This is a genomic window from Desulfofundulus thermocisternus DSM 10259, assembly GCF_000686645.1.
GTDB classification, from domain to species: Bacteria; Bacillota; Desulfotomaculia; order Desulfotomaculales; family Desulfovirgulaceae; genus Desulfofundulus; species Desulfofundulus australicus.
In genome coordinates, this window is sequence record NZ_JMLG01000014.1 from 36713 (window position 1) to 53004 (window position 16292).

Sequence of the window (16292 nt, forward strand, 5' to 3'; positions counted from 1 at the left end):
TTATACCTCCTCAAATAAAGCTTTGCTCATTGACATTTGCATATGGTCTTTATAACCCTGTAGGGTAATGGCCTTGTTCGGACATTCCCCGGCACAAGTGCCACAGCCCTGGCAAAGCAGCGGTTCAATTTCAGCAGCGTAATTTCTAATTCTCGGTGCATTGTAAGGACATAACCTGACACATGTGAGACAGGCGGCACATTTATCCTGCTGAACTACTGCTACCATCCCATGGGATTCCAGATGATCTTTTCCGAGAACAGTAGATGCTCTGCCGGCTGCCGCTTTGGCCTGAGCAATGTTTTCTTCCAGATTTTTCGGTCCATGGGCCAGCCCGGCCATAAAAATGCCTTCTGAAGTGAAATCTACAGGCCGCAATTTCATATGAGCTTCAAGGAAGAAACCATCTTCATTTAAGGGGACTTTGAAGAGCTGACTGAGCTTACGGTTGCTGGAAGAAGGTACAATAGCTGCTGCAAGGCCAATGACATCGGCAGAAATTACTACCGGTACTCCAAGAACATGGTCGTTTACGGTAACTTTAAGGGCGCCGTTTTCATTTTCAACCCGCGGCTTGTTTTCGGGGGTGTAACGGATAAATATTACTCCTTTACGACGGGCTTCCTGGTAATAGTCCTCCAGGAAACCATAGGTACGGATATCCCTGTAAAGTACGAAGACGCTGGCTGATGGATTCTTTTCTTTAAGTTTTAATGCCAGCTTTATGGATTTACCACAACATACCCGGCTGCAATATGGTCGCTCCGGTTCCCGGGAGCCAACGCACTGGATGAGTACAAATGTTTTGCCGTTTTCAATGCGCGGGTCGCCTTTATCCAGTGCCGCTTCCAGCTCAAGCTGGGTAAATACACGCTCGCTTTCACCGTAAAGATATTCTGCAGGTTTGTACTCTTCACCACCGGTGGCAATTATAGTTACACCATGTTGCAATTCTTTTCCGTTTGTCAGGGTGGTGACAAAATTGCCTACGTAACCAGCAGTTGTCTGAACTTCTGCTCCCAGGTGAACCTCAATATTGGAATGGGATAGCACTTTATTCACAAGATCATTTAAGAATGGCTGTACTTCTTCTCCTTTTAACCCCTGCCTGATTCGTCTGGCCACTCCGCCAAGCTGTTGTTCCTTTTCTACCAGGTGCACCCTATAGCCTAGATCGGCCAGTGAGAGGGCACTGGTCATACCCGTTACACCGCCACCGATGACCAGGGCGGCTTTGGTTACGCCGGCAACGATTTGAGAAACTGGCTCCAGAAGGGCAGCCTTGGCTACCACCATTTTAACCAGGTCTTTGGCTTTTTCTGTGGCCCTGTCCGGCTCGTGCATATGCACCCACGAACACTGGTCGCGGATGTTGGCCATTTCAAAAAGCGCCCGGTTAAGCCCGGCTTCCCGAACAGTTTCCTGGAAAAGAGGCTTATGGGTTCGCGGACTGCACGAGGCAACCACTACCCGGTTTAATCCGTATTCTTCTATAATCTGCTTCATTGATGCCTGGCTGTCCTGGGAGCATGCATAGAGATACTCGCCGGCATAAACTACATTGGGCAAGTTTCTGGCCATTTCTACTACTTCGGGAACATTAACCACACTGCCAATGTTCACACCGCAGTGACAGACAAAAACACCAATGCGCGGCGGCTCCCCGCTGAAGTCCTTCTCTGGAGGAAATTCTTTTTCTTTTACCAGTGTGTTCCGTGCTTCTGCCAGGAGGCTGGCTGAAGCACCTGCTGCTGCACTGGCTTGCATTACTGTTTCCGGAATATCTTTGGGAGCGCTGAATGCGCCGGCAATGAAAATACCCGGCTTATTTGTTCCTACGCCAGTGAGAGGTGCAGGTTCTGCAAACCCGTATTTGTTTACCTCGAGTCCTACTTTTTGGCATAATTCTGCTATTTCAGGAGATGGTTCAAGGCCAACGGACAGAACCACCAGATCAAATTCTTCTTCCCGGATGGTACCGTCTTCTTCGGCATAGCGAATACGCAGATTTTTGCTTTCATCGCCTACTTCTGTAATATCATAAACTCTCGACCGAATAAATCTAACCCCTAGCTCATCCTTTGCCCGGTTATAATATTTTTCAAATCCTTTACCATAGGTACGCATGTCCATGTAAAAGATGGTTGTTTCTAATGGTTCCTTGCTGTGTTCCTTTGCAATAACTGCTTCCTTTATAGCATACATACAGCATACTGAAGAACAATAACCGTGATCTATCCGGCAGTTACGGGAACCAACGCATTGAATCCAGGCAATTCGCCGGGGTTCTTTATTATCATAAGGTCTAACCAGGTGACCCTGGAATGGGCCGGAAGCGCTGAGAATACGTTCGAACTCAAGGCTGGTTAATACGTTAGGAAATTTACCATATCCATAGTAAGTTAACTGGCTGGGGTCAAACTTTTGAAATCCCGGGCAAAGAACGACTGCTCCCACGTTAAGTTCGATGGTTTCTTCTTCCATGGAGTGGTCAATGGCACCGGCCTGACAGGCTTCCTCGCAGGCACCGCATTCAATACAATGTTCCTTATTAATAACGTAGGCATTGGGAAAAGCCTGGGCGTAAGGTTTATATATTGCCTTGTGTTCTCCAATTCCCTGGTCGAATTCCGAGGGGACGTCAATTGGGCAGGCTTCTGCGCATTCACCACATCCTTTACACTTGTCCACGTGAACATAACGGGGGCGCTGGCGGATAGTTACTGTAAAATTTCCCGCCTCTCCCTGAATATCCACCACATCGGCACAGGTGTACGTTTTAATGTTTAAATGACGACCACATTCCACCAACTTCGGGGAAAGGATGCACATAGAGCAGTCATTAGTGGGAAAGGTTTTATCCAGCATAGGCATGGTACCGCCAATGGCTGGCGAGCTTTCCACCAGGTATACAAGATAGCCTGATTCAGCAAGATCCAGAGAGGCCTGGATTCCCGCAATGCCCCCTCCCACCACCAGTACCGACCCTACTTTGCTATTGCTCATTAAACATCACATCCGTCCTTTCCTGAATAATAATTATTTGGATATTGTTTGAATAATAGTTATTTTTTAGTTTTCATTGAAGTACAATCCACTGGTTGAAATGAATTTCATGTATATTTTTTTCAAGTATAACTAAGATTGTGATTTTTCTTCGGAAATAATCAATGCCCTTTCTACAAGGCTACATATGTGCTCCATCTTCATCCCCAGCTGGTAATGCTTATTAAGATCGTTGAACTGGTCCATGCAGTTGTGGCAGGGTATGGCTACAACCTTAGCTCCCGTGGCTCGAAGCTGGTCCGCCTTACGTTTACCTTTTATTAAACGCTGCTCTGTATATTCAGGCATAGCCAGGGCACCGCCGCCAGCACCGCAGCAATAATTCCAGCGACCGTTGGGAAACATCTCTCTGAAGTCCGTTACTGCTGCTTTTAATACCCTGCGTTGTGGTTCGATTATTCCTTCCTTGCGCACCAGGTTGCAGGGGTCATGAAGGGTAACTGGTTCGGGATTTCTGGAAGGGTCAAGCTTAATCCGGCCCTGCTGTATCCATTCATCCAGTACCTCTAGAATGCTTCGGATGGGAAATTGGGGACCTTTCCAGAAAGTACGGTAACCCCAGCGCACTGAACGGAAGGCGTGCCCGCATTCGGTGATAACCAGCTCCCTGGCTTTTAACCGTACTACTTCTTGAAGCATTGGTTCGGTAATTTTCCAGAAATCTTCGTCCTTACCACTAAAAAGAGCCAGGTTTGTGGCATCCCACTTTTGAGAACTCAAGGTATAATTAACTCCGGCAGCGTAGAAAATTTTTAAGATTTTTTGTAACTCGTTTGGATAATATTTAACCTCCCGGGCATTGAAACCAAAAAGGAAATCAGCTTCTTTCACATCGATGGGAATACGATAATTGGGATCATTTAATTCAGCCTGCAGTTCTTCCTGAAGCCATTCCAGGGTTTCTAAATATTCATCGGGTTGTACATCCATCTGGTTTCCGGACTTAAGAGTATCGTCAACTACTTTCTGCAGAAAACCGGGTGAATCGGTACGAAAATAACCGCGAATGGTTCTGGTTACAGCAGCGATATTTACACCCATGGGGCATTCTACCGTACACCGCTCACACATTGTACAATACCAGATAAAGGGATCCTTTAAAATTTCTTCCCGCATCCCCAGGATTACCCTGCGCAACATTTTACGGGGATCGTTGCTGGGATGAAGGTCAGAAAAAACACAGCCGGCTGTACAGGCACCGCACGTTAAGCAATTGGCAAAGTCCAAACTTTTCATCTTTTCCGCTAACTCATCCCGGAAAGCGGGATCTAAGTCAGCAGCCAAAATAGCTTTCACCATGGAACCCTCCCCTAAAGGCTTTTTGACCATCCCACACACAATAAGCCCTCCGGTTCTGCGCCGGACCTTATCAGGCCGGCACAGACCGGAGTTAATATTTTTCTCTATATTTATCTATCAAATAATTTTAATCTCTATTTAATATTCGTTCGGCAATTGATTAAGTTGTGCTCGTGTAAAGACCGGGCCATCTTTGCAAACATATTTATTTCCCACATTACATCTACCGCACATGCCAATACCACATTTCATCCGGTTTTCCAGGGACATAATAATCCGTTCCGGTGGGAAGCCCAGTTCTTCAAGTACTGGCATGGTAAATTTGATCATCACCGGTGGACCACAAATAACAGCATAAGCGTTATTCGCACTGGGAGCTACTTCTTTAGTTACTGCCGGCACAAAACCTACCCGACCATTCCATCCTTCAACCGGACGGTCTATGGTACAGACAAGATTAATATCCGAACGCTTTTCCCATTCCGCCAGCTCTTCCTTGTAAAGCAGTAGACCGGGGTTACGGGCACCATATATAACTGTTAAATCTCCGTAATCCCCCCTGTGTTCGGGATGAAGAATGTAAGTTATCAGCGATCTTAATGTGGTGAAAGCAAAGCCACCACCTATTACTACCAGGTTTTTACCTTTAAACTCTTCCAGAGGGTAATTGTTACCCAGCGGTCCCCGTACGCCCAGAATAGTGCCTTCTGGAAGCTGGTGCAGAGTTGTGGTTACCACGCCTACTTTAGCCACTGAAAATTTCAGGTGGCCGGGTTCTGTAGGCGAGGAGGCAATACCGAAAGGTGCCTCACCTGTACCAAATACAGAAACCTCGGCAAACTGGCCAGGCAGATATTGGAACGATTTTTCATCTTCTTCTCTCAGGAATTCCAGGGTAAAGGTATGAATAAGATTGTCCTCAGTTTCAATAAAGTTTTTTACCAGCCGCATGGGAAGTGGAAGATAGGGGTTTTTCATTGTTTATCAGACCTCACTTCCAATCCCTGGATCTCCGCCAGCACTTCCCGGATATCCAGATTAACAGGGCAATTTATAATACACCTGCCACAGCCAACACACGCCACAGCATTGAAGTTATCCACAAAATATTTAAATTTATGCATTACCCGTTGACGGAACCGCTCTTTGCCCGTCGGCCGCGGGTTATGACCGGAACCGTGGAGGGTAAACAGCGGGAACATGCATGCATCCCAGTTGCGTATGCGGCAACCTTCTTTTCCTTCAGCTTCGTCGACAATATCAAAACAGTGACATGTTGGACACGAATAAGTACAGGCGGCACAACCCAGGCATTTTTCATGAATTAGATCCCAGATGGGATCATAGAAGATAACATCCAGTTTAGCCTTTAAGCCGTCCAGGTTAATACAGGTTGAAAGTGCTGCCCCTTCCTTCACCCTTCGAGCGGCTTCCTGGGCCTCGGGTTCGGCGGCAGGCAAATTCAGCCCGGATAGCAATTCCTGGCCTTTCTCTGTGACAACTTCAACCACATACCGGTTACCAATATCAACAAGTAAAATATCTAACCCTTCAGAAGCGAAGGGCCCACCCCCCAGGGATGTACAGAAGCATGTGGTTGCCGGTTGATTACACCCGAGACCCACCAGTACGGTATTTTTTCTTCTGTTTAAGTAATACGGATCCTGGTATTTATCATTATTGAAGACGTTATCGAGCAATAGAAAACCTTTGGCGTCACAAGGTCTTAACCCGAATATTACCTTCTTGCTTTCATCTATTTTCTCCTCAAGCTGGATGCCCTCATTTTCATGACGATAGCAAAAGAGTTTTTCAGAACGTGGGAAAAGTACTTCCTTAGGCGGAACTTTGGTATTGGTATAATTTAAAGTAACCTGATTACCGGAACTAATTTCTTTGAAAGTGTAATGATCGCCATCTTTTACCGGGGCAAAAACCTTATAGGTATCTATTAGCTGATTTAACCAGTTGGCGAGCTGGTCTTGATTTAAAATCAACACTCTTCTCACCTCCCGCCTTAATTTATGGTACTAATCGGAGCAGCCAGCGGAGGTTTTTGATCCAGCCTGATCCCCGCGGTATAACCAAATAATTCTTGAACATCTTTAACCATTTTACGGGTTAAAGTGCGCAGGTTAATTCCCATGGGACAGGCACGATCACATGCTCCACAATCCACGCAACGCCCCGCCAGGTGAAGTACCCTTACAGCCTGGAAAAATATGTTGTCCTGTGTATTTAAAGATGACTTGCTCAGCCACTGGGGCATTGAGCAATCAGCAAAGCATTCTTCACAATAGCACATGGGACAGGCCTGACGGCAGGCGTAGCAGCGAATACACCTGGATAGTTCTTCTTGGAAATAAGCCCATTTTTCTGCTGGCGTTTTTGCTTCAAATTCTTCCACATCAGTAAAACATGCGTTTTCTTTAACCGGGACCGGTTCACCTATCAGGATATCGGACAGCACCGGATTGGGATGCTGGCAATTCAAGCAGGTATCATAAAGCAGTTGATTCAGGGGAATAATTTCCCTAAACTCTCTCCCTTTTAATATAACTTGACCGTCTTTTACTTCTCCCTCCAGCAGCTCTCTTCCTGCTAACAATCGGGTTATTTTTTTACGGTCAATCATACCCTGGCATGGTACGCCAATAATTACCAGTTTATTGCGGTCGATTTGATTTTCTTTAATAAGTTCTACTATGGAACGAGTATCGCATCCTTTGGCTATTACAGCTATTTTTTCTGGTCGCTTGCGGAGGTAGTTGGCCAGGTTATTTTCACATCCATAACCCCATATCAGCTTTTGTACATCATCTGGTTGGCGAACAAAACACGGGGTATTGCGTAAGGGAAGGCTCCCCCTGGCAAAACCCACTACCACATCAACTTCTTTATTTAGCAGGAGATTTTTTGCCGTCTCTTGAATCGCTCTGGTAATATCATCCATGCTTATAACACCCCGCTTTCTCTACCCGAAGATAAACGCAGCGGATTGGGTCCCAGTTCCTGCAGTTGAGCAGTAAATTCATTAATTGTCTCTGCAAATTTCGCTCCTTCCGATGCGGAAATCCAGGCTAGCCGGAACCTGTCCTGCTCGATTCCCAGAGCACCCAGGAGTCGCTGGGTAACCTTGGCGCGTCTTTCAGCGTTATAATTGCCACTACCATAGTGGCAGTCTCCGGGGTGTCACCCACCCACCAGAACACCATCAACACCGGTAAAGAGGGCTTTCAGTATGAACATAGGGGAAACCCTTCCTGAGCAGGGCACCCTTATTATTGTTACGTTGGGAGGATACTGGAATCTCAATGAACCGGCGAGGTCCGCTCCTGCGTAACTACACCAGTTACAGAGAAAAGCAATGATTTTTGGTGCAAATTGTTTCTCCATTATCTTTTTCACTCCTTTCAAAGCGAAGCATGAATAATCCTTTCTTTGCAGGTGTTAATTATTGGTGGCGAATAGACTGTTTTGTTACCCCACGATTCTTTCAATGATGGGTTTAACGTTTGTCTTTGCCAGGCCGGTAACCTTCTCCGGATCAGCTCCCAGACATAATGCCAGGACCTGCATGTAATGGAGAACAGGAATTTCAAAATTAATTTTCTTACTGTTGCGTAGAAATTCCTGGGCCGTATCAAGCTGGATTAAACAGGAACTGCAACCAGTTACAATAAGGTCTGGATTAACTTCACTCTTCATGGAGAGAAGTTTTCTTTCAACAAGTTTTAAAGATTTTTCCATATCAGTACTCCGCATGGCACCCATACCGCAACAGTCGATTAGACGGGTATAATGACCGACTGTTGCTCCCAGGGCTTCGCACATTTCCTTCAATACCCTGGGATGGAAGGGATCTTCTTCTTTGTCATAATAGACCTTGCTTGGCCACAGGGTATGGCATCCCGGCTGCAGAGCTACTTTAAGGCCATCGAGCTTATATTTAATAGCTTCTTTAATTTTGTCAGGGCCCAGTTCATGATAAAGATAATAGAATGTTAACCTTACATTGCTGGTTCCCTTATATTCCCTGCCAAAATCCTTAAGAATATTATTGACCTGTTCCTTAATTTCTGGATGTGTATCCATCTTATATTTTGATTCAGCCAGGCTTCCATAACAGCTACCGCAAACTGTTACTATGTCCAGGCCTTTTTCTTCGGCAATGGTATGGTTCCTGGCTCCAACGACACACCAGCCTACCACATCTACAGATGGCATCGTTCCCCAGCTGGGGCAGCATGACTGCCCTTCCAGGTTGTCCAGCTCTATACCAAGTGCGGGGAACGCGTAACGAACTGCCTGTTCCAAATCCGGCCTGTTGAAGGCAGTGTTGCAGCCGACAAAGAAACCTACTTTCATTGGCTACACCTCGCAAGTTTCCTTATACGCCGGGCTCTTCCATGGGGATAATTCCCAGCTCGGCCAGGGCTGTTTTTCTTAAAATTGCCTGCAGTTCCTTTAAAGCTTCCGGGTTGGCAACTGTGGAAGGGGGCTTTTCTGGTAGACCCACTTTATTTCGTGTATTACCGGCACCTGCCAGATAAACAGCATGTCCGGTATCGTATAAAGATTTAAGACCCTCGATGGATAATGTTGGCAGAGCAAACTCCCTTATTGCCACCCGCCTCATGGCTTGAATAATTTCAAAGGGATTAACTTCCCGCGGGCAAATTTCCGTGCAGCGATTGCATGACTGGCAAGCCCAGATGGATGAATCGTCTAACAGAGCATCCCGCAATCCCATAAGAACTGCCTGAATAACCCGTTTGTTAAAGAAGGAAAAACCAGCCAGCGCCAGAGGACAGGCGGCGGCACACTTGGCGCACTGGATACATTCCAGTAGCTCCTCGCCGCCTAATTCCCTGATTTCATTGGCCAGACTGGAATCGCCTTCCGAGAGATTAATTATATCGGCCACTGCTTGCTCATTAGTCACCCCTGATCACCCCCAACTCAGCTGGCCAGAGCCTTAATCTGCGCAAAAATCTGGGTATTGGTAAAGCCGTGCAGTGTAATAACTCCCGATGGGCATGCTGCCGCGCAAATACCACAGCCGGCACATAAAGCTTCATCAATTTTGGAGTGCAACTTACCTTTATCTTCCACCAGGCTAATTGCTGAGTATGGACACAGCTGTACGCAGGTTCCGCAGCCAGAGCACTTCCGCTGGTTAACTTCTGAAATTAACGGCTCAACTATTACCTTGCCCAGTGTGAGTGGTACTGCGGCTGCTGAGGAAGCAGCGCGTGCCTGGGAAACAGATTCGGGTATATCTTTGGGACCCTGGGCACAACCAGCAATATAAATACCCTTCACTGATGTTTCTACGGGATAGAGTTTGGTGTGCAACTCCTTCAGGAAGCCTTCACTGCCACAGGTGATACCCATTTTACGACCCAGTTCCTCCAGAGCAGGGGCAGGTTCGATGGCCGTGGCTAAAACCACCAGATCTGCCTCCAGTTCCACAGGTGCACCAAGGTCGACATCAAAGGCCCGCACTCTCAAACGATCACCTGGCAGTTCATCCACAGCACCGACACGACCGCGAAGCATCCTGATACCAAGATTGCGGCAGTAGTTATAATACTCCTCGAAGTCTTTACCACCCGTTCGCACATCGATGAAGAAGATGTAAATATTTATGTTAGGATATTTTTCTTTGATTAACCTGGCTTCTTTTAACATGTACATGCAGCAGACCTTGGAACAATAGGTATGGAACCTTTTATCACGACTTCCCACACACGAGATAAAAGCAATGGTTTTGGGTTTTTCACCATCCGAAGGACGCTTCAATTGACCATCCGTTGGACCGGTTGCCGAGAGGATGCGCTCAAGTTGCATAGCAGTAATAACATTGGGTGATTGCGGAGAATATTCTTTAAAAGGCTCTTTGTCCATTACTTTATAGCCTGTGGCTATAATAATGGTGCCTACATTAAGCTCAATGAGCTCGCCTTCAGGATTATAAGCCCTTGAACGGTCACACGCCCCGGTTTTACAGGCTTTTTCACAGGGAGCAAGAATGGGTTCGCCTGTTTTGGAATGAATTCTTGGCTGGGTACCCATGACCCGCTTTGCACAGTTCAAACAGTGCTCTATATCCACAACGGCCCGTTTAGGTACAGCCTGTGGGAATTCAATGTAAATAGCTTTGCGGTTATTCATCCCCTCATTGAATTCATTGGGAACTTTGGCCGGGCAGGCATTTACACAGTCACCGCACCCCGTACACTTATCCCAATCAATATAAGTCTGTTTCTTTCTTACCTTCACTTTAAAATTACCTACAGATCCTTCTACAGATTCAACTTCGGAATATGTTAATAATTCGATATTAGGATGGGTTCCCACCTGGACCATAATAGGGGTTAAGATACAGGCTGAACAGTCGTTGGTGGGGAAAGTTTTATCGAGTTTAGCCATGTTACCTCCCACGGAGGGGTTCTTTTCTACCAGATAAACTTTATAACCCATATTGGCCAGATCCAGTGCTGCGAACATACCGGATACTCCGCCGCCAACGACCAGCGAGGCACGGGTTACCTCTACGAATCTGTCCTCCAGCGGTTCCAGGTAAGCCGCCTTTGCTACCGCACTGGCTACCAGTTTTTTGGCTTTTTCTGTTGCTCCCTCTTTATCCTGCCAGTGAGGCCAGCTGTCCTGATCGCGGATATTAGCCATTTCCAGTAGATACTTATTAAGCCCGCCGTCCTCCACTGCTTTACGGAATATCGGTTCATGCGTGCGGGGAGTACAGGCTGCTACCACTACCCGGTCAATGAGTCCGTTTCTAATATCCTGCTTGATCAATTCCTGGCCCGGATCTGAGCACATAAATAGGTAATTACGTGCCAGCACAACACCGGGAAGTTGTTCGGCGTATTTTCTCACCTCTTCTACATTTACGGCACCAGCGATATTCTCGCCACAATGGCAGATGTAGACGCCAATTCTGGGCACTATATCCCCTCCCCTACAGAGCGAAATAAAAAGAAGTCCTGCCAGCTCCCCTTGCAGAGGATACCTTAAATGAACATCAGGTAATATAATTCGTCCATATAACTTGCAAATCCTGCAAGTGTCCTTAAAATTTTTCGAAATGAACCAAGGGGAAAACGGCCGTAAAAGACCGCTTTCCCCTTCCCAGGTTTGTGTTTTTTACCTTTGTCTGAAGGTCTTCAGGAAGGAATCGCAATAAATGTCTTTGTTTAAAAGTATGTTGGCAGCAGCCACGGCGTCCAGCAGCTCCTGATCTTCCAGGTCAGCAATAGCTGAGTCTAATCCCGCGGCCATGCACATGATCAAAAATGTCCTGTTGATCAGGTGACGGTTGGTGCAACGCTGAGAAGCATTGCTCAGTCCCAGGGTGGTCCGGGGAGGCGGGTCGGCCAGGGTTTTTACCTGACGTATGGCTTCCAGTACTTCCGGACCATGATCTTGAGCCACGTTACAGGGCAGCATCAGGGGATCGATATACAGATCTTCCATGGGGATACCGTGGGCGTCAGCATTAACCACAATTTCCATGGCCAGGGCTACCCGGTCAGCTGCGCTTTTTGGTACACCTTTTTCATTCATGGCCAGGCCTATAATGGCAGCATTATATTTTTTGGCCATGGGGAAATATATATCCATTTTCCACTGATCGGCAGTGGTGGAGTTAATCATAGCCTTACCTTTATGAACAGCCAGCCCGGCCTCAATAGCTTCTGGATTTGTAGAGTCAATGCAGCAGGGCAGGGGTACGGTTTCCTGAGCAATCTTAACCAGCCACTCCATTACCGCCGGCTGGTCCTTGGGGTCTACGGTCGGGCCGGTGTTAATATCCAGGTAAGCGGCACAATTTTCATACTGGCGTCTGGCCCAGTAGCGGATGGGTTCCGGGTCCTTGTTTAATATGGCTTCCCGGATATCTTTGAACATACCGTTGATCCGCTCACCAATGAGGATCATACCTTTTACACCTTCCTTTTATTAAAAATTTATAAACCACCTTAGTAGGCATTGGATTGCATTAACTTATCAATATGAGCCCGGAATTGCTTTAAAGATTCCGGGTGACGCATGACAAACAGGGAGCCACCCGCCTGGGCGAAAGCGACGGCAGTAATTAATTCCCACAGGATGGCCCGGCGCTCCTGTTCTCCCCATTCAGGTGCTTCTTCTGTTGTACTCTTGGCTTCTTTAGTTTTCCAAACTTCCTGCCCTAGCAGACAAATAACCGGCATGGCCATCATCTTATCACCGGTAAGGGCACCAATGCGAGTCCGTTCCATAATGGAATAAGCGTATTCAATTCCGTAACCCAGCGCACCTACCGAAGGGTCTATAACAATGCGATTGGCAGGCAGGTTCATTTCTGTGATTAAAATGTTAAGCTGCTTTTCCAGGTTAATGTCCAGTGGGGTGGATGCAATGATATTATGACCATGTACTATACAGGCAGCGGTAATGGTCTTGTAATTTTCCTGGGTGGCACAGCCCAGGAGGAAATTGCGACCGGCAAGGACCTCGGCAACCTTTTCCAGTACCTGGGCATCTTTTTCTTCTACGCCACACCCCAGAATAATTAGCGGAACATTAACTGCGTCGGCCACCGCTTTGGCCAGCTGGGCGCACTCCTCCGGTGTGCTGTTCTTATTATCAGGATGCGCGCTGACAAGGCTTAAGCAGACCAGATCTGCTCCGTATTCAACGCATTTTTTTGCCCAGGCTACGGGATCATTTAATACACCGGCATAGGCGCTGGTCAGAATTTCCGGCCAGTTGGTAGGCTCCATATCCCATACTTCCAGGGCTATAGCCGGCCGGTTGGGCATTTCACCTTCGAAATGCAGAAAAGGGAGAGTACTTTCGCCACCTATTTTAACAACGTTTGGCTCTGTTCCTAGGACTACTTCTCCAACTTTATTGGTCCATCTTTCTTTAACTATAGTAACGGCCATGGCAGACGCTCCTTTCACATTAAATTGGGGTAAGAAGAGCACTCTTTTACAGGATAGCGGCTTTCTGCATAATTTTTGTTACAGCAGTTACCACCGGTGAATCATCGGGTAGTTCAGCCAACGGTTTCCCCTGCAGGTCGTACTGAAAGACCTGTTCATCCTGTGGAATAGTACCGATCAGCTCAAGACCTGTTTTCTTGATTTCGCCTTCCAGGGTTTCCATTGTACCATTGTTAACTTTACTTACAACCAGGTACATTTTCTTGATTTGCAGCGCCAGGTTCTCGACCAGTTCCTTTACCCGACCAGCCGAGCGGATGCCCCGGACGCTGGCGTCGCTGGTTACAAAAAGTATATCTACATTTTCTGTAGTGCGGCGGCTCAAATGTTCTAGCCCGGCTTCATTATCCATTACTACATAGGCATAATTGTTGCTCAGCTCCTGCATGAAGCCCCGCACCAGGTTATTGACGAAGCAATAACAACCTGGACCCTCCGGGCCACCCATGACCAGGAGATCTACATCATCTCCTTCAGCTAAAGATTGGTGTATACGAAACGCCAGATACTGATCTTTTGTCATGCCTGCTGGAAGAGGTTCCAGGTTATTGTTAATCCGGGCCATAATATCTGCAATGGTATCTTCCACATCAATGCCTAAAGCTTCGTTCAGGTTGGCGTTAGCATCAGCATCTACAGCCAGGACGGGCCCTTTTCCTGCCTGGATAAGTTGCCTGATTAAGAGTGCGGCTAGTGTGGTTTTACCCGTACTACCTTTACCGGCAATGGCAATGGTAAAGGCCATCCGTACCACTTCCCTTCGTGAATATTGTCCCGTTGTGTTTGGTTCCGGTAGCGGAAATGTTGGTTATATGCCAGGCAGTGATGATGGGGTTTGAATTTGCCCGACCTGTAATATCAGACAGGAACGCCGCTCGATCAGACATTCCAGCGCAGTTTCAGGAAAGAAGGAATAGCTGCTGATTCACGCGGCCCTACCAGCACTTCCCAACCGGAAAGCTCTTGCAGCTTGCCGCTTAACACGGCAACGCCTCCGGGGATAATCACCTTCCGATGGGATACCTTTTCGGCAATCCCGGATTCTTTGAGCATCTCGGCAATTTTCTCTGCGGTAAATTTCCCGGCAGCCCATCCGGTAAGAACGGAGATGCCGTCGGTATCTACTGCGAGAATATAACCGGGTACCCGGCTGGCTTCCACATCTCCGGCCACGCAGAAATAGGTGAGGGAGAAGTTTGTCGTAACGTATACCGGGGCATCGGGTCCGGGGTTGCCAATTTCGTAGATCTTGGATTCTACCGCAATTGGCTTCTGTGGATCTGTGTAGATGTTCAGCCGCAGGGTGATCAAAGGCAGAATGTCCGCCGGATCAGCCGTTTGAAGTACCACAATACCCGCATATTTACAAATGTACACAGCGGCATCGGCAACAGCCTGAACCGGATCATCGTTGGTGACAAAGGTAATGGTTGGATAACCGAAGGGGCGGAAGCGTTTTAAAGCCTGGCGGCGAATCTGGGTTTGATCGGCCAGCACTTTATGAACTTCCCGAGCGCCTGAATCTAAAATCAATTGCTTATGACCCAGGGCCGTTACTTTTTCTACTAACTCAGCCAGCTCATTGAGGTCGGCACCTTTGACCACCAGGGGTGCTTCATACTTTTTGGCCAGTGCAGTCATACCTTCGTAGTTGGATGCAGTAGCTCCACAAAGCAGTGGCTTTTTGCCCCCTACGGCTTCAAGAGCCTTTTCCATGGCTGCCGTATCTTCTGTTATTAAAATCAGAGGATAATCAGTGTTTTCTGATGCTAGTTTTGCTGCTGCGGCGAATTTACCTGCATCACCGGAATCGTTGGTGATAGCTACCAGGTTGACATTATGAAGCTGTCCCACCCGATCAAAGATAAGTTTATTGATCTGGCTTACCCTGGCGGTAATTTCATCTTCACTGGCGGTGTCGCTTACCGTAATGGCAATTCCTGCAGGATGCTCAAATCGCTTGTCGTGACGGAAAAGTACGGTTTCATTACCCAGGGTGAGTTCTTTCTCGCCTGTTCCGATTTTTACCAGGGCAACGGGAGGAGCTGATGCAGCACCCAGTGCTTCCTTTGCTGCTTCGCTTACGTGGGGGCACTGATCGAGGCCAGCTTTCCCAGCTGCCATGGCCATGGCGAAAGCCAGGCAGGTCGGATGACCACAATCCTTGCAGTTGGTCTTGGGTAGTTGCTTAAAAATTTCCAAACCTGTTAAACCCATTCTCCTATTCCCCTTTCTTTTTCATTTTCAATTTAATAACACATACCCGGAGGACACCTATATTATACAGGTGTCCTCCTGGGATATGTTTATTTCTAGCTCCGGATAAACCAATTTTTACAGCAGTGGAGGCATGCTCAGGGCCGGGTGTCCCTTTTCCTCCAGGAAGGGCAGGATCTCCTCGCCGCTGGTGCCCACGGTTTCATCGGCAATCTTATCGACGAAGTCCCTGCCCAGGCCGGCTGCCTCGGCGGCTTCCTCCAGCTGCGGCCGCAGCTGCTCTTTCAGGGCCTTGGGCATCCATACCAGCCGGGCCAGGCCGCCATCGGCCGGGACGAACTTGCGGGAAGCCAGGTAGGATTTACTGATACCCATGAAGCCGGGCATCTGGGCACCGCCGCCAATGGTGCCGGCCATGGTGGAGAAGGTCATCCCCGAGGGAGTCATACCGCTGTGTTCCCGGTTGACCACCATGAAGCCGTTGCATTCCGGCACCATGGCCAGGATGCACTCGAAGCAGCCGCAGGAAGTCATGGGATATTCCATGATGGTGTAGAAGTTGACTACCTCGATGGTACGCTGGGAATTGTTGAAGACAAATTCGTTGACCGACTTCCACTGCCCCTTGACCGGATCGATCAGCCCCTCCAGCTTGATGGGCTGGTTCGGCCCGTGGGGGTTGATTTCATAGGA

At 47.8% G+C, this 16292-nt stretch carries 13 protein-coding genes and 1 pseudogene; all 14 read right to left on the bottom strand.

What is annotated here, in order from left to right:
- Positions 1 to 3006, bottom strand: coding sequence for a CoB--CoM heterodisulfide reductase iron-sulfur subunit A family protein (locus tag BR83_RS0110490; protein WP_034635163.1), 3006 nt, complete (start codon positions 3004 to 3006; stop codon positions 1 to 3).
- Positions 3007 to 3138: 132 nt separating this feature from the next.
- Positions 3139 to 4365, bottom strand: a complete 1227-nt coding sequence (locus BR83_RS0110495) for a (Fe-S)-binding protein (protein ID WP_027357042.1) — start codon at positions 4363 to 4365, stop codon at positions 3139 to 3141.
- Between the two features lie 138 nt (positions 4366 to 4503).
- Positions 4504 to 5343 carry an FAD/NAD(P)-binding protein gene (locus BR83_RS0110500; RefSeq protein ID WP_027357043.1) on the bottom strand — a complete coding sequence of 280 codons (840 nt, stop codon included), beginning with the start codon at positions 5341 to 5343 and terminating at the stop codon, positions 4504 to 4506.
- Positions 5340 to 6362 (bottom strand): 4Fe-4S dicluster domain-containing protein, encoded by a 1023-nt coding sequence (locus BR83_RS0110505; RefSeq protein ID WP_027357044.1) that lies wholly within the window; start codon positions 6360 to 6362, stop codon positions 5340 to 5342. Before BR83_RS0110505 ends, BR83_RS0110500 begins: the two co-directional genes overlap by 4 nt.
- 20 nt (positions 6363 to 6382) lie before the next feature.
- Positions 6383 to 7318 carry a Coenzyme F420 hydrogenase/dehydrogenase, beta subunit C-terminal domain gene (locus tag BR83_RS0110510; protein WP_027357045.1) on the bottom strand — a complete coding sequence of 312 codons (936 nt, stop codon included), beginning with the start codon at positions 7316 to 7318 and terminating at the stop codon, positions 6383 to 6385.
- Between the two features lie 2 nt (positions 7319 to 7320).
- Entirely contained in the window at positions 7321 to 7761 is a 441-nt protein-coding gene (locus BR83_RS16745) for a hydrogenase iron-sulfur subunit (RefSeq protein ID WP_157833004.1), read from the bottom strand.
- An 84-nt stretch (positions 7762 to 7845) separates the two neighbouring features.
- Positions 7846 to 8733: a CoB--CoM heterodisulfide reductase iron-sulfur subunit B family protein gene (locus BR83_RS0110515; protein ID WP_027357046.1), complete on the bottom strand. Its 888-nt coding sequence runs from the start codon at positions 8731 to 8733 to the stop codon at positions 7846 to 7848.
- A 22-nt stretch (positions 8734 to 8755) separates the two neighbouring features.
- Positions 8756 to 9310 (bottom strand): 4Fe-4S dicluster domain-containing protein, encoded by a 555-nt coding sequence (locus BR83_RS0110520; RefSeq protein ID WP_051618131.1) that lies wholly within the window; start codon positions 9308 to 9310, stop codon positions 8756 to 8758.
- Positions 9311 to 9327: 17 nt separating this feature from the next.
- The gene (locus BR83_RS0110525; RefSeq protein ID WP_027357048.1) at positions 9328 to 11337 is read right to left on the bottom strand and encodes a CoB--CoM heterodisulfide reductase iron-sulfur subunit A family protein; all 2010 of its coding nucleotides are present in this window, start codon (positions 11335 to 11337) and stop codon (positions 9328 to 9330) included.
- 198 nt (positions 11338 to 11535) lie between these two features.
- Positions 11536 to 12330: a methyltetrahydrofolate cobalamin methyltransferase gene (locus BR83_RS0110530; RefSeq protein ID WP_027357049.1), complete on the bottom strand. Its 795-nt coding sequence runs from the start codon at positions 12328 to 12330 to the stop codon at positions 11536 to 11538.
- 41 nt (positions 12331 to 12371) lie between these two features.
- A complete protein-coding gene (locus BR83_RS0110535) occupies positions 12372 to 13322 on the bottom strand; it encodes an acetyl-CoA decarbonylase/synthase complex subunit delta (protein ID WP_027357050.1) in 951 nt (316 codons plus the stop codon).
- Positions 13323 to 13368: 46 nt separating this feature from the next.
- Complete coding sequence (locus BR83_RS0110540; RefSeq protein WP_027357051.1) at positions 13369 to 14127, bottom strand: ATP-binding protein; 759 nt, start codon at positions 14125 to 14127, stop codon at positions 13369 to 13371.
- Between the two features lie 134 nt (positions 14128 to 14261).
- The gene (gene acsC, locus BR83_RS0110545) at positions 14262 to 15599 is read right to left on the bottom strand and encodes an acetyl-CoA decarbonylase/synthase complex subunit gamma (protein WP_027357052.1); all 1338 of its coding nucleotides are present in this window, start codon (positions 15597 to 15599) and stop codon (positions 14262 to 14264) included.
- Positions 15600 to 15716: 117 nt separating this feature from the next.
- Positions 15717 to 16292: pseudogene (locus BR83_RS0110550) on the bottom strand (acetyl-CoA decarbonylase/synthase complex subunit alpha/beta); the annotation flags it as partial.